The following is a 20,024-nucleotide window of genomic DNA, read 5'->3' as shown; positions in this document are numbered from 1 at the left end:
TGGGTTTTTTACATGCTTCTTTTTTGCTGGCGGTAGTTTCCCGGTGTAATCCCTTCCAGCTTCTTAAATGATCTGATGAAGTTTTGGGAGTTTTTATATTTCAGCTTTTCGGCAATGTCCTTGACCGCCATGTCGGTTTCGGCAAGCCAGCTTTTCGCCATATGGTGTCGGTAGCTTGAGACATACTCGCTGAATGAAATTCCCATTTCTTTTTTGAAAATACTGCTTAAATAATTTGGGTTGTAATGCAGCCTGCGTGCGATTTCGTCCAGTGTCAATTCGGATTCAAACTCATGATGGATGATATGAATGATGTTGTCGGAAATATTTTTGTACTGGGCATCCGCGCGGGCGTTCACTTTGTCTGTCATCGGATCAATAAACTCATTCTTTAGCCAGTTTTCGGTATCCTCGAACGTTTTCAGCTCAAAAATTTGGTCATACAGCATTTTGTTTTCTTCAAGCTCAAACAATTCGATCCCAAGCACATGCATCAGCTCAATCACATGGTTCAAAAAACGGGCGATGGCGATTTGAAATTGATACGGGTTGGTGTTCTGGGTGAAAATGGCTTGTAAAATCGCGTGCAGGCATTTATCCGCTTTCTCCTTGTCTCCTGCTTTGACAGCATCGAACAGCTCATGCTGAAGCTGCTTTGGAAAATGGGTTTTGAAGGTTTTTTTCTGGTCAAGGTCTTCGTAAAAGATGATCGACTTGTTTTCCGCTTTCAGCCGATATTTCAACGCTTCTGAGCCTTCCGCATAGGCTGTTTTCGCTTTTGTCAGCACATCAAACGGCTGGCTGATGCCGATGCTGACAGACAGCTGCAGCTCAGCTTCCGCTTTTTCCTGAATCATCCTTGCAGTCTCATTCAGCTCAGCCATGAATTCTTCCTTTGTCCCGCTTTGATTGATCAAAATCGTCGCCTGCTGTTTGTCAACTACGGCGGGGGCAAGATGTTTGTCCGTCGGGATGTTGCGCTCAATCAGGCTGTTGACGGCAAACAAAAGCAGATCCATATCTTTTTTCTCATAAGGCGTATGATTCAGTGTGTCAATTTGGAGCACAAGCAGGGCAAGGTGCCGCCAATTTTGCTTTAAGCCGAGGCTTTCAAAACGGTTATCAACCTCCTCATCCGTCAGTTTTCCAAGCATAAGCCTGACCATAAAATATTGCTGCAGATGAGTGGCCTGCTGCTTCATCGTTTCTTCAAGGTCGTCATTTCTGTCCTTCAGCTGCTTAAAGCTCTGTTCAATTAACTCAAATTCATTTTGAGGAGGCTGTTGTTTCTCTTGTATGGCTCCATGTCTTGCGAATGATTCGTAAAGCACCCTGATCGGCTTGTAAAAATGGCGGGAGCCAAGCCAAGAGAACAGCAATGAAAGCGTTAACAAAATGAGGCATACTGCAAAAGTGATCCAGCCGATTGATTTGGCTTCTTTTTTTAACTCAGGCAGGGAAACGAGAGAAAAATAAGTCCATGCATTATAGTCAGATTTTTGATAGGTGACTTTATAATGAATCCGGTCAATCACTGTTTCAAACTGTCCGCTATTGGCCGTTTGCGCCAGCACTTTTTGGACAAAGCCGTCGTTATGAAGAGATTCACCAACGTCAGACATATTGTTATGAAGGATGATGAGGCCTTTTTCATCGATGATAAACAGGTTGTTGGCGTTTGAATAGCCGGGCATATTTTTGACAAGCGAACAGCTCGGGATGCTTGCGGCGGCCAATCCCTTTGTATTTGTGCTGTTCAAAGGAAGCTGCTTAATTAAATTGATATTGTAGCGGCAGTTTTCTGCTGTGCCTTCTTTGGTTGAAATCAAATGATTGTTTTCCTCAAGCGTCCAATAGGAGCGGCTCGCTTTTTGTTTCGTGTACGCTGAGGCTGCTTCATGAAGAGTGTCTGTATTCAAACGGTACAAACCGGAATTGTTCATGTACCATTTTTTCGTATAACTGACTAACGTCATGTTGGACAGATCGGTATCAAAGCTTTGCAGATAATTGAGCTCTTGGTTCACTTGGTTATAGATTTGAAATTGGTCTGAGTGCAAAGGCTCGGACAATGTGCGAAGGAGAGGCGGCGAACTCACATAGTGGGTTAAAGAGTGATCGACGGTTTTCAATATATGCTCGATGCTTTGCTGGGTCTGCTGGAGTGTGTCGAATTTTTCCTCCGAAACGTTGGAAATAGCCGTTTTCTGAGAGTGCTCGTACGAAAATAATCCGACCAAAATAACCGGAATGGTGCTGAGCAGGCAGAAAAACGTGATCAGTTTGTAGTAAAACTTGTATTGGCTTCTTTTCATAAAACCCCCCATTTCATAACATCCACTTCACCTTAATACAATTAATCCAAAGATTGATAGATATTGTCAATAATCATTTTCTAATATCGGTGTCTTTTTTTCAGGTGGACCGGCTGAACCCTTGATTATAAAGGGATAAAACAGGATGTGATCATATGATTGTAGACGGACTTTTGCCTGCTGCGCTACAGTGAATGCAAGAATCCGTGAAAGGAGGCTAGGAAAAAATGAAAACAGCAGAAGCGCAAGCGCCGGCTGTTGATGCAGTCATTTTTAAAAAAGAAAAAAGAAAGCGCTTACTAATCAAGCTGATTCAACAAAAATATTTGTACTTGATGATTTTGCCGGGGTGTATTTATTTTTTGCTTTTTAAGTATGTCCCGATGTGGGGAATTGTGATTGCGTTTCAGGATTATCAGCCGTTCCTCGGCATTTTGGGCAGTGAGTGGGTGGGGCTGAAGCATTTTATCAGGCTGTTTACTGAGCCTACATTTTTTCTCTTGTTAAAAAACACGCTCGTGTTATTTGCTTTGAACCTGGCCATATTTTTCCCGGTGCCGATACTGCTGGCGCTTCTATTGAACGAAGTGCGGATTGCTCTCTTTAAAAAATTTGTTCAGACGCTGATTTATATCCCGCATTTTATGTCTTGGGTCATTGTTGTATCGCTTTCGTTTGTGCTTTTAACGGTAGACGGAGGCTTGATTAATGAACTGATTGTGTTTTTTGGCGGTGAAAAAATCAATTTTCTGCTGAACGAAGAATGGTTCCGGCCCCTGTATATTCTGCAGGTTATCTGGAGGGAAGCGGGCTGGTCGACGATCATTTATCTGGCGGCCATTACAGCGGTTGACCCCCAGCTGTATGAAGCGGCGAAAATGGACGGAGCGGGACGGCTGCGGCAAATGTGGCATATTACGCTGCCCGCCATTAAAAGCGTTATCGTCGTTTTGCTGATTTTGAAAATCGGAGACACGCTGGAGCTTGGCTTCGAGCATGTGTATTTGCTGTTAAATGCGACTAACAGGGAAGTGGCGGAAATTTTTGATACGTATGTTTATACTGCAGGGCTGAAACAGGGCCAATTCAGCTACAGTACAGCAGTCGGCGTATTTAAAGCGGCGGTCGGGCTGATTTTGGTCATGCTAGCGAATCGTTTGGCGAAGAAATTTGGCGAGGAAGGAATTTATTAGGAAAGGGATGGGATCAATGGATCAATCAATCGCTGTAAAATCGCCTCTTACGTACGCGGAGGCATTGGCAAACACCATTATGAACACGTACACAGTCGAGGAGCTGCCACCTGCAAACCGCTGGCACTACCATCAGGGTGTTTTCTTATGCGGTGTATTGCGGCTGTGGGAAGCAACCGGGGAAAAGCGGTATTTTGAGTATGCGAAGGCTTATGCAGATCTCTTAATCGATGATAATGGCAATCTATTATTTAGAAGAGATGAACTGGACGCCATTCAAGCAGGTCTCATTCTTTTTCCATTATACGAGCAGACGAAGGATGAACGGTATGTCAAAGCGGCAAAAAGGCTGCGCAGCTTATATGGAACACTGAACCGGACGTCTGAGGGCGGTTTTTGGCACAAAGACGGTTATCCTTACCAAATGTGGCTTGACGGCTTATACATGGGGGGGCCGTTTGCACTGAAATATGCCAATCTGAAGCAGGAGACGGAGCTGTTTGATCAGGTTGTGCTTCAGGAGTCATTGATGAGAAAGCATACGAAGGATGCAAAAACCGGACTTTTTTATCACGCCTGGGATGAAGCGAAAAAAATGCCTTGGGCCAATGAAGAGACAGGCTGTTCACCGGAATTTTGGGCACGTTCCATCGGCTGGTACGTCATGTCTCTTGCTGACATGATTGAAGAGCTGCCGAAGAAGCATCCGAACCGTCATGTGTGGAAAAACACGCTGCAGGACATGATTAAAAGCATCTGTCGCTATCAAGACAAAGAGACGGGGTTATGGTACCAGATCGTTGATAAGGGAGACAGGTCTGATAACTGGCTGGAAAGCTCAGGATCCTGTCTGTACATGTACGCAATCGCAAAAGGAATCAATAAAGGCTATCTAGACAGAGCTTACGAAACAACACTGCTAAAAGCGTATCAAGGCTTGATTCAGCATAAAACCGAAACATCAGAAGACGGAGCGTTTCTCGTCAAAGACATATGTGTCGGAACGTCAGCCGGTTTCTATGACTATTATGTCAGCCGCGAAAGAAGCACAAACGATCTGCACGGAGCCGGCGCGTTTATTTTAGCTATGACAGAGCTGGAGCCTCTTTTTAGGTCAGCGGGGAAATGACAAAAAGGATACGTACGGCTTTGTGTGTGATCGTCTCAGTGCTCTTTTTGGCATCATGCTCAAGCAGGCCGGACGGAATGCATGTCATTCTCTTTTCTGATATGCAGGCTGGCGTACAGGAAAAAATAAAAAAGGCCGCCGAGCAGAATGCCGGGAAGGTCGATATCTTTCCAGCTTTTCAGGAAAAACTGCTGACTGAAATTACCGCCCATGAGGGAGATGTTTTCATCGTGCCTGAAGACATGTTTCAAGCTTACGATGATCCGGAAAATTTTCAGCCGTTAAACGGATTGCCTCCTGAAAAAACATCTCCTTATACAACTGTTAATAAAAAAACAGGAGAAAAAACGATCTATGCCGTTCAGATCGAAAAAGGGAAAAAACAGCTGAACGGCTATTCTTTTCAATTGAATCGCGATATGGCGGCGTTTATCCCTGTGTATGCTGAAAAAACAGAGGAAGCGCTGCAGCTGATTTCTCAACTAACTGAAGCCCGATAGAGGTGAGGATATTGAAGAACATCGTCTTTTGCGGATTGAGCAGCAGAGCATTCAGTATGTTTATCAAACCACTGATGGAGCGGTTTTCAACTCATTATGAGATTACGGGATTGCTGGATGCCGATCCGAAACGTTTTGCCGTTTGCAAGAAGAAATTTCCCGAGCTGGCCCACGTGCCTGAGTTTAGCGAAGATGCTTTTGACGAGATGATGCGCGTCTCAAAGCCTGATATCGTCATTGTGGCAGGCAGGGACGATACGCATGTCGCATATATTGTAAAAAGCCTTCAGTGGAATACAGATGTGATTACTGAAAAACCAATGGTGACAACAGTGCAGGATGCGAATCGGGTGCTTGAAGCGGAGGCCAAAAGCGAAGGAAAAGTCACCGTCGCGTTTAACTATCGCTACAGCCCGTTTCATCGGAAAATAAAAGAAATGATTCTGGACGGAAAAATAGGCAGGGTCACTTCTGTTGATTTAAATTGGTATATTGATACGTATCATGGCGCCAGCTATTTTAAACGCTGGAACAGGTCGAGACAGTTTTCCGGCGGTCTTTCTGTCCATAAATCAACACATCACTTCGATCTCGTCAATTGGTGGCTCGGGCAAAATCCGGAAGAGGTATTTGCTTATGGCGCCTTGAATTACTATGGGCCGGACAGTGAGTGGAACCCCTTGCCGGAAGAAGACGGGCGTTTTTGCGGGACGTGCCGTGTTAAAGAAAAATGCCACTACTATTCAAGGTGGCATCCCCGTTCCTCTAAAGCTTCTATAAAGGATGATCATCTTGAAGCAGGAGACCAGTCCAGCTTATATACTGCATACAGGCCTGACGCGTGTATTTTTGACGAGGAAATTGACATCGAGGATACGTACGTGGCGGCAGTCAAATATGATGGCGGCGCACTGTTAAGCTACTCGATTATTTTTTCGGCCCCGTATGAAGGCTACCGGCTGACGATCAACGGCACAAAAGGACGTATTGAATCAAATGAATTTCACGAACCTTCCAGAATTCCGTTTGCTTTTCCTGAGCAGACAATCGAATACTATCCGCTTTTTGAATCAAAGCAGACGATACAAGTGGTCAAAAATGAAGGGGGGCATGGCGGAGGTGATCCGCTTTTGCTTGAGGATCTTTTTTTAGGGAAAGACCCGCTGCGCCGCTATGATATTTTAGCCGGGGCTGAAGCTGGAGCCTACTCCATCGCGGTTGGTGAGGGAATGTGGCGCTCGGTTGCCGAAAAGAAGCCGATCGGCATGAAAGAGCTTTTTCAGATGCAGAATGTATAATGCAAAAAAGGAGGGGGCGCCATGGAACATGATGGCTCACTGGGACGGATGCTGCGTTTTTGCGAATGGATTATGAGATTTGCGTATACAAACTTGCTGTGGCTGTTTTTTACGTTGCTCGGTCTCGGCGTGTTTGGCATCATGCCCGCGACCGCGGCTTTATTCGCTGTCATGCGGAAGTGGATCCAGGGGCAGGACAACGTTCCGGTGCTCAAAACGTTTTGGCAGGAATACAAGGGTGAATTTTTTCGTTCAAATCTGCTCGGCGCTGTACTGGCGCTCATCGGAGTGATCATTTATATTGATTTGGCCTTAATTTATCCAAGTCATTTCCTTCTGCACATCCTGCGCTTCGCCATTATGATATTTGGCTTTTTGTTCGTATCCATGCTTTTTTATGTGTTTCCGCTGCTTGTCCATTTTGACTGGAAAAAACGTCTGTATGTGAAATTTTCGCTCTTGCTCAGTGTGGCGTATTTGCAATATACGCTTACTATGCTTGCGCTGACTGTTGCTCTCTTTTTCTTGCTTGCGTACCTGCCGGGCATTGTCCCTTTTTTCAGCGTCAGCCTTATCAGCTACTGCCATATGCGCATTGTTTATGCCGTGCTGCTGAAAGTGGAGCAGCACGGCGGCGAGCCACAGAGGAAATCCCATATACGGAAAGCTTTTTATCCGGAAACGAGATAATCATCATTTCTCTATCATAACGCTGTTCCAAACGGAATAGATTGATAGAGAAAGGAGAGCGGATAAAATGCTGAAGGTAGCGGTATTTGATGAAGAGCATGAAAAAGACTTACAAACGGAAATCAATTCATTTTTAAAAGGGATATCGGAGGAGCAGCTGATAGATATCAAATATACGGTTTCGGCGGCGTGCGACCCAGACGGCGAGCAGCTTTACTGTTTTTCCGCCCTTATTTTATATCGCAAATAAAAAGATCTTTCCGCAGGCGCGGAAAGATCTTTTTTGTTAATATGCTTTTTTCACTCTTGGACTTCTTGGTTTATCGAGTTTCTCCGCTTTTTTGATCTCTCTTCTTTCTTTTGAGAGCGATTGATAGAGAGAGGCAATCATCAGCAGGATAACGATAGAAAACGGCAGCGCTGCCAGAATCGCTGTGTTCTGCAAAGCGGCAAGCCCTCCGGAATATAGGAGCACAGCCGCCATGGCGGACTGAATGATACCCCAGCTGAGTTTCACAGAATTCGCCGGATTTAAAGAACCGTACGACGTCTGCATGCCCAGCACGAATGTAGCTGAATCAGCTGACGTGATAAAGAATACTGCGATCAGAATCAATGCAAGGATCGATGTCACCATTGTCAGCGGATAGTGATCAAGTGTTCCGAACAGCATCGTTTCAGTGGACAGCTTTGCTACATTGAACGCGCCTTTTTGCTGGAGATCCATGGCTGATACGCCGAAAATGGAGAACCATAGAAATGTCAAAATACAAGGTGTCACCAAGACGCCGATTAAAAATTCGCGGATCGTCCGGCCTCTGGATACACGGGCGATGAAAATGCCGACAAATGGAGACCAGGAAATCCACCATGCCCAATAGAAAATCGTCCAGCTGTTAATCCATTCGCGTTTTTCAGGATCGTTCGGTGTCAGTCTGAAGCTCATTTGAACGATATTTTGAATGTATTGTCCGATAGAATCTGTAAATGAGTTCATTATCAGCACTGTAGGCCCGACAACGAGCATAAACAACATTAACAATCCGGCCAATACCATGTTTGTGTTGCTTAAATACTTAATTCCTTTTCCGAGTCCGCTCCACGCAGAAAGTAAAAAGAGCACTGTCACAATAATGATTAAAACCAATTGGACGATAAACGCATTCGGAATGCCGAACAGGTAATTCAAACCGCCGTTAATTTGGGTTGCGCCAAGACCAAGACTTGTTGACACCCCGACAACAGTGGCGAAAACTGCAATACAGTCAATGGCCTTTCCGATCGGTCCGTTTACTTTATCCCCGAGAATCGGTGACAGTGTGCTGCTGATTAACCCGGGTGCGCCTTTGCGGAATTGGAAATAGGCAATGCATAATGCCACAATGGCATAAATGGCCCAAGCGTGCAAACCCCAGTGGAAAAACGTATAGCGGAGTGCATCTCTGAAGGCTTGGGGGGTTTCTGTTTCACCTGATGGAGAGCTAATTGCGTAATGGCTGATCGGTTCAGCCGCACCGTAGAATACTAAGCCGATTCCCATGCCTGCGCTGAACAGCATGGCAAACCATGATAATAACCCGAATTCCGGTTTTTCATCAGGCTTTCCGAGTTTGATTTTTCCGATCGGGCTGAAAATCAAAAAGAGACAAAACCCGACAAACAAAGAGACAACTAAAAGATAATACCAACCAAATGAATCGGTAATAAATGCTTGTGCCGATTGAGACACATTTTGCAGGCTGTCAGGAGAAATAACACCCCATAATACAGCTGCAGCTGTGATTGCAATCACAATCCAAAATACACTAGATATATGTTTCAACATTTCTCACCCTCTAATTTTTTGTGTACGCCTATATCTTGCTCGCAGGCTTAGTATGGTCGTACGATGGCAGCTCATTCCTCTCTTAAAATTACCCCGCAATCAGGTGAAACAAAACAAGTCTCACCCTAACATGAATGCGGGGAATGTTCAAATGTGAGTTTGGCGGCAAGAGATTTAAAGAGTAATGATTAAGAACGGGCGTATTGCCCGGCATTTAGCCCTGCAAGCCTGCCTGTGACAAGGGCGGAGGTAATATTGTATCCGCCTGTGTAGCCGTGGATATCCAGAATTTCACCGCAAAAATAAAGCCCCTCCATTTTTTTAGAAGCCATCTTTTTCGGGTCAATTTCTTTTACAGATACCCCGCCTCCCGTGACAAATGCCTTATCAAGCGACAGTGTGCCATTTGCGAGGACAGTAAACTGCTTGCAGTCCCTTACAAATTGTCTGAAAGGATCCTTCGGCAGCTCAGAAAACGATACGTTCGGAGAGATGCCGTTTTTTTCGAGCAGGAATAGGAGATAGCGCTCCTGCATCCAAGGCTTCAGCACGTTTTTAATGGTTTTTTTCGGTGCTTCCTTCAGTTCTTTATACATCTTTTGGAAAAGCGTTTCTTCATTGATATCCGGATACAAGTCGATTCTGATCGGCACTTGAGGCTGTTTTTTCAGCTCTTTTACGACAAATTGGCTGCATCTGAGAATGGCAGGTCCTGAGAGGCCGAAATGGGTAAACAGCATGTCCATTTTATGTGTGATAATCGGTTTGCCTTTTTTATTTAACACACTGACGGCTACATCTCTTAGTGATAAGCCCTGAAGTGTTTTTTGCTTAATGAACGGTTCGCCAGAAGTGACGGGAACCTCTGTCGGAAACAGCTCTGTTATGGTATGGCCCGCGGCTTCAGCCCATTCATAGCCGTCTCCCGTGCTTCCGGTATGAGGCACGCTTTTACCGCCGACAGCAATAATGACTGCCTGGCTATGGATCATTTCGCCATTATTCGTCACAATCCCTGCTGCCTGTCCATCTTCATATAAAACAGATTTAATTTTCTCGTTCGTTCTGATTGTTACGCGGAGCTGCTTTAGCCTGTTTAACAGCGCGTCAACGACACTTTGGGCTTTGTCGGTCACAGGAAACATCCGGCCGTGATCCTCTTCCTTCAATTGAATGCCGAGGTTTTCAAAAAACTTGATAATGTCCTCATTATTAAATTCAGAAAACGCGCTGTATAAAAAACGCCCGTTGCCGGGGATGTGCTTGATAATTTCTTCCACAGGAAGGCGGTTCGTCACATTGCAGCGGCCGCCCCCGGAAATCGCGAGTTTCCGTCCTAATTTATTTCCTTTATCTATCAGCAACACGCCAGCGCCCTGTTCTCCTGCTGCAATCGCAGCCATCAAGCCTGAAGGGCCTCCGCCGATTACGATTACGTCATATTGTTTCATCTTTATCATCAACTTTCTTTTCATTTCGTGTGCGGACACCCGTCCGCAGTACTATTATAGCGAAAGAAAGCCGCTCCTTAAACGTCTTTTGCCGCGGACATGAATGTTCACAGGATTGCTTTTGTATTTATTACCGTCTAAATGCCCAGTTGTGGTAAAATAGAAAAGTTGAATCTTCGTAGAAAATGGTGATGAAGAAACATGTCAAGCAAACTGTTAAGAGGCACGTTTGTATTAACGCTCGGTACATATATATCGCGGATTCTGGGGATGGTCTATTTAATTCCCTTCAGCATTATGGTCGGGGCGACAGGCGGTGCATTATTTCAATACGGATACAACCAATACACTTTATTTTTGAATATTGCTACGATGGGCTTTCCGGCCGCTGTTTCTAAATTTGTTTCCAAATATAATTCAAAAGGGGATTATGAGACAAGCAGGAAAATGCTCAAGGCGGGCATGTCGGTTATGCTAGTCACAGGAATGATAGCCTTTTTCATTCTGTATCTATCGGCTCCGATGTTTGCGGAAATATCGCTGGGAGGCAAGGATAATAACGGCCTGACAATTGATCATGTCGTTTATGTCATCCGCATGGTCAGCTTAGCGCTTTTGGTCGTACCGATTATGAGCCTTGTCCGCGGATTCTTTCAAGGGCACCAAATGATGGGTCCGACAGCTGTTTCCCAAGTCGTTGAACAGATTGTCCGCATCATCTTTCTATTGAGTGCGACATTCTTGATTTTGAAGGTTTTCAACGGCGGCCTTGTCATCGCTGTGGGCTATGCAACCTTCGCAGCGCTGATCGGTGCCTTCGGAGGGCTGGTCGTGCTTTATATTTATTGGAACAAACGGAAGGGCAGCCTGCTGGCGATGATGCCGAATACGGGTCCGACAGCAAACCTAAGCTACAAGAAAATGTTTTTCGAGCTGTTCAGCTATGCTGCTCCGTACGTTTTTGTCGGACTAGCCATCCCTTTGTATAACTATATTGATACAAATACGTTTAACAAAGCGATGATTGAAGCCGGTCATCAAGCCATCAGCCAGGACATGCTTGCGATTCTAACCCTGTATGTTCAGAAGCTCGTGATGATCCCGGTTTCCCTAGCAACTGCTTTTGGACTGACATTAATTCCAACGATTACTGAATCGTTTACAAGCGGAAACTATAAGCTGTTAAATCAGCAGATTAATCAAACGATGCAGACGATCCTGTTTTTAATTATTCCGGCTGTTGTCGGGATCTCTCTATTGTCAGGACCGACGTATACGTTCTTTTACGGGTCAGAGAGCCTTCATCCTGAACTGGGGGCAAACATTTTGCTTTGGTATTCGCCTGTCGCAATTCTGTTCTCTTTGTTTACAGTCAACGCAGCTATTCTGCAGGGCATCAATAAGCAAAAATTTGCGGTTGTCAGCCTTGTGATCGGTGTCGTGATCAAGCTTGTGCTGAATGTTCCGCTGATCAAGCTGATGCAGGCTGACGGAGCGATTTTAGCGACGGCGCTTGGATATATCGCTTCCCTTTTATATGGGTTTATCATGATTAAGCGCCATGCAGGCTATTCGTATAAGATACTTGTTAAACGAACTGTTTTGATGCTGGTCTTATCAGCCATTATGGGTATTGCCGTGAAAATCGTGCAGTGGGTATTAGGCTTCTTTATTTCCTATCAGGATGGCCAGATGCAAGCTGCGATTGTTGTGGTGATCGCGGCCGCTGTTGGCGGAGCTGTCTACCTGTATTGCGGCTACCGATTAGGATTTTTGCAGAAAATTTTAGGCCGCCGTTTGCCAGGTTTCTTTAGGAAAGGCAGACATGCAGGCTGATGAACTAGATATGATGAAACTGAGGGCTCGCATGCTGCGGGCTTTCTTTTATAAAGGAGAGATTGGGAATGAGACTTGATAAGCTGCTTGCCAACAGCGGGTATGGTTCCAGAAAAGAAGTCAAAGCCGTTGTGAAGGCTGGAGCCGTGATGATCGACGGCAAACCTGCCAAAGATGTAAAGGAGCACGTTGATCCTGATACGCAGGAGGTGACCGTATACGGGGAACCGGTTGATTATCGAGAGTTCATTTATCTTATGATGAATAAACCGCAGGGCGTGCTGTCGGCGACTGAGGACAGCCGGCAGCAAACAGTGGTCGATCTGCTGACGCCGGAGGAGATGAGATTTGAGCCATTTCCAGCCGGCAGGCTTGATAAAGATACAGAGGGCTTTTTGCTGCTCACAAATGACGGCCAGCTCGCACATCGGCTCCTTTCTCCTAAAAAGCATGTTCCAAAAACGTATGAAGTCCATTTAAAATCACAGATTTCTCGGGAAGACATTTCCGATTTGGAAACGGGTGTCTACATAGAGGGCGGCTATAAAACAAAGCCGGCAAAAGCGGAAATCAAAACAAACGACAGTGGCAATACCGTTATATATCTGACAATTACAGAAGGAAAATACCATCAGGTCAAGCAAATGGCAAAGGCAGTCGGCAATGAAGTGGTTTATCTGAAGCGGCTTTCGATGGGACGCGTTTCCCTAGATCCCGCTCTGGCACCCGGAGAATACCGTGAGCTGACAGAGGAAGAGCTTCATTTGCTAAATGAGCCGCAAGCATGACAAAAACCCCGCATACCGAATGCGGGGTTTTATTTATAAGCACACAAAAACAAGGCTCAGTAGTTTCTTCGCCCTGTTATCTATCGGACCGCTCTCAGGCGGCCCTATGTAATTTTCAATTTATGAGGTAATCTTTACTTTCTTTCTCGTTGTCTCCCACTTGCCACGGCTTGGACTATGAACAAGATCATTATATGCCAACACATTTAAGTCTCTTTGAATCGTTCTAGGTGTAATGCCGAATTCGTCAACCAGTTCCTGTGTTGTCACAAGACCTTTTTCTTGAATAAACATGTAAACTGATTTGATTCGAGTTAGCATACGGTTTGTTGAAGGTTTCAAAAAACCACTCCCTATCATAAGATCGGATGGACTTGACTAACCACAACTCACGACTATCAACTGCGTACGAAATAGCAACAAAGGCAGACATCTGTAATTGTTAAAATAATTCGCCCTCATTATACACGATATTGCAGTGATGAATCTAGGGATAACTCCTATTAATTTTTTCCAATTTCGCGTTGGGCAGCCATCCTTGTTGGATTACTATGTATTTCGGCTCAATATTATTATGGTTAAAGAAACTTTTTTTATTCTATTTCGTAGTAAATTTTGGAGGTGAGTGAGTTTTGACAAATTTGCTTGAAGCTTCAATAGAACAGGCCGGGTATACAAGCCGAAAAAAAGTGCTCACCGATGTTTTTCTGGAAGTCAGAAAAGGGGAACTGGTTGGACTGATCGGAGCTAACGGCGCAGGAAAAAGCACCGCAATCAAGGCGATACTCGGCCTTTCAGAAGATTTTAAAGGGCATATTGCCTGGAACGACTGTTCATTTGCATATATTCCGGAGCATCCGTCCTTCTACGAAGAACTGACGCTGTGGGAGCATTTGGATCTGATCAGCACACTTCACGGCATTGAAGAGAGTGAATTTGCGCATCGGGCCCAAAGCCTGCTGCAGACGTTTTCGCTAGATCATGTCAAACATGAGCTGCCTGTCACCTTTTCGAAGGGCATGCAGCAAAAACTAATGCTTATCCAGGCCTTTCTCTCTAAGCCGGATATGTATGTGATTGATGAACCGTTTATCGGCCTTGATCCGATATCGACGAAACGCTTTGTGGACATGCTTAAGGCTGAAAAAGAACGTGGAGCCGGAATTCTTATGTGCACGCATGTACTCGATACCGCGGAAAAAATCTGTGACCGGTTTTATATGATTGAGAAAGGTTCATTATTTCTCCAAGGCACGTTAAAAGATGTTCAGGACAAGACCGGATTAGAGGGGCAGTCATTGCTTGACTGTTTTTATAAGGCAGTTCAAGGTGATCGGCTATGAACGGGCGTACGCTCTTTTTTCGAAGGCTGTTTGACTATTATAAGTATCAGTTTAAAGTGTTGCATGCGGTCATTGACTGGACAGTCGCTCTCTATATCGTTTTGCCGGCGATTGCTTTTGTCATCTATCAGTATATTGATTTGATGAACGGAAGAGGCCTTCTTTATGAGTGGTCTGAAGTGGCGGAATGGAGATGGCTGTATGCTGTGTGTGTGCTGATCATGTTTACAGGTTCGATTCGTACATTTTTAATGGAAGCGGACAAAGTGTTTTTGCTGCAAAAGAAGGAAATCATCTATCAGCTCAAACGGTATGCGCTTTTGTATTCTTTTCTGGCCACGCTGGCTAAATGGCTGCTTCTCTTTTTCATTGTCCTTCCCTTGATCAGTCATTCTGTTCTCATCACATTCGCAGAAAGCACTGCTCTATTGTGTTATTTGTTTGGCCTTCATATATTCTTTTTATCCTTAAAGCAAGACAGGATCAGAAAGCCGCGCTCCATTTCGAGATGGATTGGCGATACCCTTGTCAGAGCTATTCTTTTTGCTGGTTCTGCTATCCTGATTGTTTTTACTGAGCGGCACTTGCTTGCGCTTTTTGGCATTTTATTTTTGTTTTTCTCAGTTATCCGCAGTTTGAAAAAGACAGCCTCGTTCACGGCTTTTGAAGCTGAGGTGACTGAAGAGAAAAAAAGCAGGCTTGCCCTTGCAGGACTTGTGATGATGATGAGTCAGGAGGCGGGAATGCCAAAAGTAAAAGACAGGATGAGAAGAAAACCATTATTATACCGAAATTCAAAAAGGATATTTAAAAGACGAACGATCTGCACAGGCTATAAGGAGTTGTTTTTTAAAGTTATGCTGAGGAATGGCGAGTATGCAAGGCAGATGTACATGCTACTGTCAGCTTTCACTGTTCTCATATTTGTTTCCCCAATTTGGCTGAAGGTGATTGCGCTGCTGGTATACACAGGGGTTTGCCGTTATATCCTGACGCTTATTTTTGACAAGGTCATGGATGCCCCTTTTTTAATTGGCACCGATAAGGAAAGTGATGAATATTATCGGGCCAGAAAAAGCTGTATCAACATCCTGCACTATGCGTTTGCCGCCTGTTGTTTTTTAGCGGCCGCTGTCTCTTTATTGTTTACATAAAAAACCCAAACGGCGACGTTTGGGTTTTTTGGTCTATCCTTATAAAATAAACAGCTGGATGAAAAACAGAATGGCGAAAACGATGACGAGCGGATGAATCTCTCTCCATTTTCCCCGCGCCGCTTTTACAATTGGGTACGAAATAAAGCCAAGCGCGATTCCTGTAGAAATGCTCGAGGTCAAAGGCATGGCTAGAATGACGAGAAACGCAGGAAATGCCTCGTCCATCTCTTTCCAGTTCATATTGGAAACTGAGCCCATCATCAGGCTGCCGACGATAATCAAAGCAGGCGAGGTGATGGCGGCTATACCTGACAAGGCGCTGACAAGCGGACTGAAAAACATTGAAGCCGCAAACATCACCGCGACAGTCAAAGCCGTAAGCCCCGTTCTTCCCCCGGCTGCGACACCGGCGGAAGACTCGATAAATGCAGTCGTCGGACTTGTGCCGAAAACAGCTCCTACTGTCGTCGCGGTTGAATCAGCAAGCAGCGCTTTTCGCACGTTCGGCAGCTTGTTGTTTTTCATCAGCCCGGCTTGCTCGGCAACTCCGATCATCGTGCCTGTCGTATCAAAAATGGTGACTAATAGAAAAGAAAAGACGACAGCGTACAGGCCGTGATGAATGACATCGCCAAAAGCGGTAAATGGATTTGAGATCATCAATCCTTCCGGCAAATGAGGAAGCGACATAAATCCCTTTGAAAAATGGAGCTGACCGGTGAAAAAGGCGATCAAAGCGGTAGCTGCCATTCCGATAAATAAAGCGCCGCTTACATTCAGCACCATCAGGACCACGCTGATCAAAAGGCCGACCAGCGTTAAGATAACACCAGGTGAATGCAGATTGCCGAGAGTGACCAGGTTTGACTCATCAGCTGCCACAATTCCCGCTTGACGCAAACCGATAAAAGCAATAAACAGCCCGATCCCTGTTGTGATCCCGTATTTTAAATTGTTTGGAATCGCTTCTATAAGTTGTTTTCTTAAAGGCGTTAACGATAGAATAATGAAGAGAACCCCTGCTGTAAATACTGCGCTGAAAGCTGTTGCGTACGTGATGCCGCCATCGCTTGCGCTTACGACATGAAAGGCTAAATAAGCGTTCAAGCCCATGCCGGGCGCAATAGCAATCGGATAATTTGCTGCCAGGGCCATCCACAGCGTTCCGACAATGGAGGCAATAATCGTTGCGGTGAAAACCTGGTCGAAAGGAACCCCGGCGTTAGCCAGAATGACCGGATTGACCACGACGATATAGACCATTGTGAAAAAGGTCGTCAGCCCTGCTATGATTTCTTGCTTTATGGATGTTTGCTGCTCTTTTAGATGAAACATAGTATCCTCCAATTACGAACGTTTTAACAAAACACCATTAATATTATTCGTTTTATTTGGTTTTTGCAAGTCATTTCTTGCGGAAAGGGGATCATTATGAACTGGGAAGTTGAAGTGATCAGAAAAAAAGAGGATTTAATTCGTGATACACAGGAATTTTTGAGAATCAACAGTGTCATGGACGAAACAACCGCCGGACCCGGTAAACCGTTTGGAGAAGGGGTAAATGCCAGCCTGACTTCATTGCTGGAGCTTGGAGAAAAAGAAGGCTTTACAACAAAAAATCTTGACGGCTTCGCAGGTCATATTGAATGGGGGGAGGGCGATGACATTATCGGCGTACTTTGCCATGTTGACGTCGTGCCGCCGGGAGATGGGTGGACGAGTGATCCATTTTCAGCTGAAATCCGCAACGGACGGATTTATGCAAGGGGCGCCATTGATGACAAAGGCCCGACAATGGCGGCATTCTACGCGCTGAAAATCGTGAAAGACATGAATTTGCCCCTGTCCAAGCGAGTCAGAATGATTATCGGAACAGATGAAGAAAGTGATTGGAGATGCGTAGAGCATTATTTCAAGCATGAAGAAATGCCAACAATGGGCTTTGCGCCTGACGCCGATTTTCCGATCATTAATGCGGAAAAAGGGATCATCGATGCTTCTTTACTTATTCCGCACCGCCCAAATCAAGCTGAACCAAAGGCAGTGCTTGTCTCGTTTCAATCAGGCCTTCGCTTAAACATGGTGCCCGACGCTGCGGAAGCTGTCATTGAAGGGCCGAAAAATGAAGAGATTCTGTCTTCATTTAAAGACATGCTCCGCACGACGGACCAAAAAGGGGAAGCTGCAATAGAGAACGGACAGCTCATTTTGCGTATGTACGGTCTTTCCTGCCATGCGATGGAACCGAACAATGGGATCAATGCCGGCATTTTATTGTGCGAATTTCTCCAGCAGACTGAGCTTGACGATGCAGGAAAGCGGTTTGTGCAAGTTGTGACAGATAAGTTCTCAGGTGATACAAGAGGAAAAAAACTGGACATCGACTGTGAGGATGAAATCAGCGGAGAGCTGACATTAAATGTCGGAACACTGCGCTATAAAGAAGGGCAAGGAGGCGAGCTCGGGATCAATATCCGCTATCCTGTGACAGCAGAAAGCAAAGTGATCCGCGATACATTCGAAAGCGCATCTGAATTTGAGCTGGGAGAATTCAAAGACAGCAAGCCGCATCACGTGTCCGCAGATCATCCGTTAGTCAAAACCCTGCAAAAGGTTTATGAAGGCCAGCTGGGTAAAAAAGCTGATTTAATCTCAATCGGCGGGGGGACTTATGCGAGATCCTTAAAAGCCGGTGTCGCGTTCGGCCCGCTGTTCCCCGGACGCCCTGACAGCGCACACCAAAAGGATGAATATATCGAAATTGATGACCTGCTGAGATCGACAGCGTTATATGCTCAGGCCATTTACGAGCTTGCAAAATAAAAGGACCGGCTTCTGCTGAAGCCAGTCCTTTTTTTAAATAAATGACCATAAATCAGTTGATAAGTACCGTTCTCCTGTATCAGCTGTCATGCAGACCACAACTTTGTCAGGAGAGAGGCGTTTCGCTGTTTCGATTGCCGCGAAGCAGGCAGCGCCTGATGAAGGACCGACAAGAATTCCTTCTTCAGCAGCAAGCCGTCTTGTCGTCGTATACGCGTCTTCATCAGAGATTTTGATAATTTCATCATAAACGTCTTCATTTAAAATCGGCGGTATAAAGCCTGGGCTCGTTCCTACAAGTTTATGCGCGCCAGGTTTTCCGCCGGATAATACAGGCGAACCCGCTGGCTCAACAACATGAACCGTGATATCCGGAAAAAGCTCTTTGAGCGCCTCACCTGTTCCGGTAATGGTTCCGCCCGTTCCAGAGGAGGCTACAAAAGCGCCGAGCGGTTTTCCGATTTCCTCTATTGCCCGGGCGATTTCAGGCGCTGTTGTTTTTCGGTGCGCATCAGGATTAGCAGTGTTATCGAACTGCATTGGAATATAGCTGTTCGGAATTTGTTCGGCAAGCTCCTTCGCTTTTTTGATGCTGCCCGGCATTCTTTCCTCTCCGGGAGTTAATACAACCTCTGCACCGTAAGCTTTAAGTAGGTTGATCCGTTCCTTCGTCATCGTATCAGGCATAACTAAGATTGCTTTATATCCGCGTGCTGCCGCATTCATGGCGAGCCCGATGCCGGTATTTCCGCTTGTCGGCTCTATAATAACTGATCCCGGCTTGAGTAAACCGTTTTGTTCAGCTTCTATGATCATTTGATAAGCGGCTCTGTCTTTCACACTGCCGCTCGGATTGAAAAATTCAAGCTTTAAATAGACTTGTGCCGCATTTTCCGGCTGAAGCCGATTCAATCTCACTAGCGGTGTATCTCCTATCAGATCAGCTGTGTTTGCAACGATTTTCAACATTGTCATTCCTTTCTGAATAAAACAAGTGTCATATAATATCCTAACATAATAAACGTTTGTGCGAGAGTGTTTTCATACACTGTTCCTCTATCCGCACAGCCTCTTTATTGATAAAATAATAGCTGTCAAAGAAGGGAGTGTCAGACGGATGCCAGATATACGGCCTCATTATTTCATCGGCGTTCCCATACCTGAGGGAATTGCAAATCCGATCTACCAGGCTGCGAAAAACGAACCGATATTGACGTTTCAAAAATGGGTGCACCCGCTTGACTATCATATCACGTTAATTTTTCTCGGAGCGGCGGATGAGACACAAATAAAGAAGCTTGAAGGTTCGCTAGCAGAGATTGCTTCAGAAATTGATCCATTTTCAATTAAGTTTGGCAAGATAGATGTATTCGGCGACCGCAGAAAGCCGCGCGTTTTACATCTGGAGCCAAAGAAAAACAAAACGCTTGATAGACTGCGGGAACATACGAAGCAGGCTGTACTTCAGGCCGGCTTTCAAGTGGAAAAAAGACCGTATCATCCTCATATGACGCTGGCAAGAAAATGGACAGGCGAAGATGGATTTCCAGCTCATGTTCCGTTTGAAAGCGGCGAGGTTTCGATGATGGCTGAACGATTTTCGCTCTTTCAAATACACTTGAACCAATCACCAAAATACGAGGAAATATTCAAATTTCAATTATCTTAATTCATTG

Annotated in this window: 18 protein-coding genes; 12 read left to right on the top strand and 6 right to left on the bottom strand. The window is 45.3% G+C overall.

Going from position 1 to position 20,024, the window contains the following annotated elements; all coding sequences use genetic code 11:
- Positions 1 to 8: 8 nt before the first annotated feature.
- Positions 9 to 2,327, bottom strand: a complete 2,319-nt coding sequence (locus tag NST22_RS15670) for a helix-turn-helix domain-containing protein (RefSeq protein ID WP_009968004.1) — start codon at positions 2,325 to 2,327, stop codon at positions 9 to 11.
- Positions 2,328 to 2,542: 215 nt separating this feature from the next.
- Between NST22_RS15670 and rmgP the strand changes: the two genes are divergently transcribed.
- The 6 genes from rmgP (at position 2,543) to NST22_RS15640 (ending at position 7,375) form a co-directional block, all read left to right on the top strand.
- Complete coding sequence (gene rmgP / locus NST22_RS15665; protein ID WP_003229209.1) at positions 2,543 to 3,508, top strand: polygalacturonan/rhamnogalacturonan ABC transporter permease; 966 nt, start codon at positions 2,543 to 2,545, stop codon at positions 3,506 to 3,508.
- Positions 3,509 to 3,515: 7 nt separating this feature from the next.
- The gene (gene rmgQ, locus NST22_RS15660) at positions 3,516 to 4,637 is read left to right on the top strand and encodes an unsaturated rhamnogalacturonyl hydrolase (protein ID WP_014906487.1); all 1,122 of its coding nucleotides are present in this window, start codon (positions 3,516 to 3,518) and stop codon (positions 4,635 to 4,637) included.
- Positions 4,634 to 5,137 carry a rhamnogalaturonan transport/degradation protein RmgS gene (gene rmgS, locus NST22_RS15655; RefSeq protein ID WP_010886596.1) on the top strand — a complete coding sequence of 168 codons (504 nt, stop codon included), beginning with the start codon at positions 4,634 to 4,636 and terminating at the stop codon, positions 5,135 to 5,137. The genes rmgQ and rmgS overlap by 4 nt, the downstream gene beginning before the upstream one ends.
- Before the next feature lie 11 nt (positions 5,138 to 5,148).
- Positions 5,149 to 6,435, top strand: a complete 1,287-nt coding sequence (locus NST22_RS15650) for a Gfo/Idh/MocA family oxidoreductase (protein ID WP_009968003.1) — start codon at positions 5,149 to 5,151, stop codon at positions 6,433 to 6,435.
- 21 nt (positions 6,436 to 6,456) lie between these two features.
- Positions 6,457 to 7,125, top strand: a complete 669-nt coding sequence (locus NST22_RS15645) for a YesL family protein (protein ID WP_003229218.1) — start codon at positions 6,457 to 6,459, stop codon at positions 7,123 to 7,125.
- 67 nt (positions 7,126 to 7,192) lie between these two features.
- Positions 7,193 to 7,375: a sporulation protein Cse60 gene (locus NST22_RS15640; RefSeq protein ID WP_003223398.1), complete on the top strand. Its 183-nt coding sequence runs from the start codon at positions 7,193 to 7,195 to the stop codon at positions 7,373 to 7,375.
- A gap of 36 nt (positions 7,376 to 7,411) precedes the next feature.
- On the opposite strand, the gene opuD is transcribed toward NST22_RS15640, so the two are convergent.
- Both opuD and NST22_RS15630 read right to left on the bottom strand, forming a co-directional pair.
- The gene (gene opuD, locus NST22_RS15635; RefSeq protein WP_003229220.1) at positions 7,412 to 8,950 is read right to left on the bottom strand and encodes a glycine betaine transporter OpuD; all 1,539 of its coding nucleotides are present in this window, start codon (positions 8,948 to 8,950) and stop codon (positions 7,412 to 7,414) included.
- A 188-nt stretch (positions 8,951 to 9,138) separates the two neighbouring features.
- Positions 9,139 to 10,401: an NAD(P)/FAD-dependent oxidoreductase gene (locus NST22_RS15630; RefSeq protein WP_003229222.1), complete on the bottom strand. Its 1,263-nt coding sequence runs from the start codon at positions 10,399 to 10,401 to the stop codon at positions 9,139 to 9,141.
- Positions 10,402 to 10,602: 201 nt separating this feature from the next.
- Between NST22_RS15630 and murJ the strand changes: the two genes are divergently transcribed.
- Both murJ and NST22_RS15620 read left to right on the top strand, forming a co-directional pair.
- Positions 10,603 to 12,237, top strand: a complete 1,635-nt coding sequence (murJ, locus tag NST22_RS15625; protein WP_003229224.1) for a lipid II flippase MurJ — start codon at positions 10,603 to 10,605, stop codon at positions 12,235 to 12,237.
- A gap of 68 nt (positions 12,238 to 12,305) precedes the next feature.
- Entirely contained in the window at positions 12,306 to 13,025 is a 720-nt protein-coding gene (locus tag NST22_RS15620) for a pseudouridine synthase (protein ID WP_003229226.1), read from the top strand.
- Positions 13,026 to 13,145: 120 nt separating this feature from the next.
- Here the strand turns inward: NST22_RS15620 and NST22_RS15615 are convergent, their stop codons facing one another.
- Positions 13,146 to 13,367, bottom strand: a complete 222-nt coding sequence (locus tag NST22_RS15615; RefSeq protein WP_003152337.1) for a DeoR family transcriptional regulator — start codon at positions 13,365 to 13,367, stop codon at positions 13,146 to 13,148.
- A 290-nt stretch (positions 13,368 to 13,657) separates the two neighbouring features.
- Here NST22_RS15615 and NST22_RS15610 point away from each other — a divergent pair, with 290 nt between their 5' ends.
- Positions 13,658 to 14,368 carry an ABC transporter ATP-binding protein gene (locus NST22_RS15610; RefSeq protein ID WP_003229230.1) on the top strand — a complete coding sequence of 237 codons (711 nt, stop codon included), beginning with the start codon at positions 13,658 to 13,660 and terminating at the stop codon, positions 14,366 to 14,368.
- A complete protein-coding gene (locus tag NST22_RS15605; RefSeq protein WP_003229232.1) occupies positions 14,365 to 15,522 on the top strand; it encodes an ABC transporter permease in 1,158 nt (385 codons plus the stop codon). The genes NST22_RS15610 and NST22_RS15605 overlap by 4 nt, the downstream gene beginning before the upstream one ends.
- A gap of 39 nt (positions 15,523 to 15,561) precedes the next feature.
- Here NST22_RS15605 and pbuO read toward each other — a convergent pair whose 3' ends face one another.
- A complete protein-coding gene (gene pbuO, locus NST22_RS15600) occupies positions 15,562 to 16,860 on the bottom strand; it encodes a hypoxanthine/guanine permease PbuO (RefSeq protein WP_003229234.1) in 1,299 nt (432 codons plus the stop codon).
- 96 nt (positions 16,861 to 16,956) lie between these two features.
- Here pbuO and pepV point away from each other — a divergent pair, with 96 nt between their 5' ends.
- Complete coding sequence (gene pepV, locus NST22_RS15595) at positions 16,957 to 18,348, top strand: dipeptidase PepV (protein ID WP_004399126.1); 1,392 nt, start codon at positions 16,957 to 16,959, stop codon at positions 18,346 to 18,348.
- Positions 18,349 to 18,381: 33 nt separating this feature from the next.
- Here the strand turns inward: pepV and cysK are convergent, their stop codons facing one another.
- Positions 18,382 to 19,317 carry a cysteine synthase A gene (gene cysK, locus NST22_RS15590; RefSeq protein ID WP_003229237.1) on the bottom strand — a complete coding sequence of 312 codons (936 nt, stop codon included), beginning with the start codon at positions 19,315 to 19,317 and terminating at the stop codon, positions 18,382 to 18,384.
- A 148-nt stretch (positions 19,318 to 19,465) separates the two neighbouring features.
- Here cysK and thpR point away from each other — a divergent pair, with 148 nt between their 5' ends.
- On the top strand, positions 19,466 to 20,017 hold the full coding sequence (gene thpR, locus NST22_RS15585; protein WP_003229239.1) for an RNA 2',3'-cyclic phosphodiesterase: 552 nt from the start codon (positions 19,466 to 19,468) through the stop codon (positions 20,015 to 20,017).
- Positions 20,018 to 20,024: the final 7 nt, after the last annotated feature.

It is taken from the genome of Bacillus sp. PS237 (genome assembly GCF_037963345.1).
GTDB classification, from domain to species: Bacteria; Bacillota; Bacilli; order Bacillales; family Bacillaceae; genus Bacillus; species Bacillus subtilis.
This window is presented reverse-complemented; position numbering and strand designations above follow the sequence as displayed.

Bases quoted from the DNA above. Each gene is read 5' to 3' on its own strand.
- NST22_RS15670 (WP_009968004.1), bottom strand. From the start codon at position 2,327: ATGGGGGGTTTTATGAAAAGAAGCCAATACAAGTTTTACTACAAACTG.
- rmgP (WP_003229209.1), top strand. From the start codon at position 2,543: ATGAAAACAGCAGAAGCGCAAGCGCCGGCTGTTGATGCAGTCATTTTT.
- rmgQ (WP_014906487.1), top strand. From the start codon at position 3,516: ATGGGATCAATGGATCAATCAATCGCTGTAAAATCGCCTCTTACGTAC.
- rmgS (WP_010886596.1), top strand. From the start codon at position 4,634: ATGACAAAAAGGATACGTACGGCTTTGTGTGTGATCGTCTCAGTGCTC.
- NST22_RS15645 (WP_003229218.1), top strand. From the start codon at position 6,457: ATGGAACATGATGGCTCACTGGGACGGATGCTGCGTTTTTGCGAATGG.
- NST22_RS15640 (WP_003223398.1), top strand. From the start codon at position 7,193: ATGCTGAAGGTAGCGGTATTTGATGAAGAGCATGAAAAAGACTTACAA.
- opuD (WP_003229220.1), bottom strand. From the start codon at position 8,950: ATGTTGAAACATATATCTAGTGTATTTTGGATTGTGATTGCAATCACA.
- NST22_RS15630 (WP_003229222.1), bottom strand. From the start codon at position 10,401: ATGAAACAATATGACGTAATCGTAATCGGCGGAGGCCCTTCAGGCTTG.
- murJ (WP_003229224.1), top strand. From the start codon at position 10,603: ATGTCAAGCAAACTGTTAAGAGGCACGTTTGTATTAACGCTCGGTACA.
- NST22_RS15620 (WP_003229226.1), top strand. From the start codon at position 12,306: ATGAGACTTGATAAGCTGCTTGCCAACAGCGGGTATGGTTCCAGAAAA.
- NST22_RS15605 (WP_003229232.1), top strand. From the start codon at position 14,365: ATGAACGGGCGTACGCTCTTTTTTCGAAGGCTGTTTGACTATTATAAG.
- pbuO (WP_003229234.1), bottom strand. From the start codon at position 16,860: ATGTTTCATCTAAAAGAGCAGCAAACATCCATAAAGCAAGAAATCATA.
- pepV (WP_004399126.1), top strand. From the start codon at position 16,957: ATGAACTGGGAAGTTGAAGTGATCAGAAAAAAAGAGGATTTAATTCGT.
- cysK (WP_003229237.1), bottom strand. From the start codon at position 19,317: ATGTTGAAAATCGTTGCAAACACAGCTGATCTGATAGGAGATACACCG.
- thpR (WP_003229239.1), top strand. From the start codon at position 19,466: ATGCCAGATATACGGCCTCATTATTTCATCGGCGTTCCCATACCTGAG.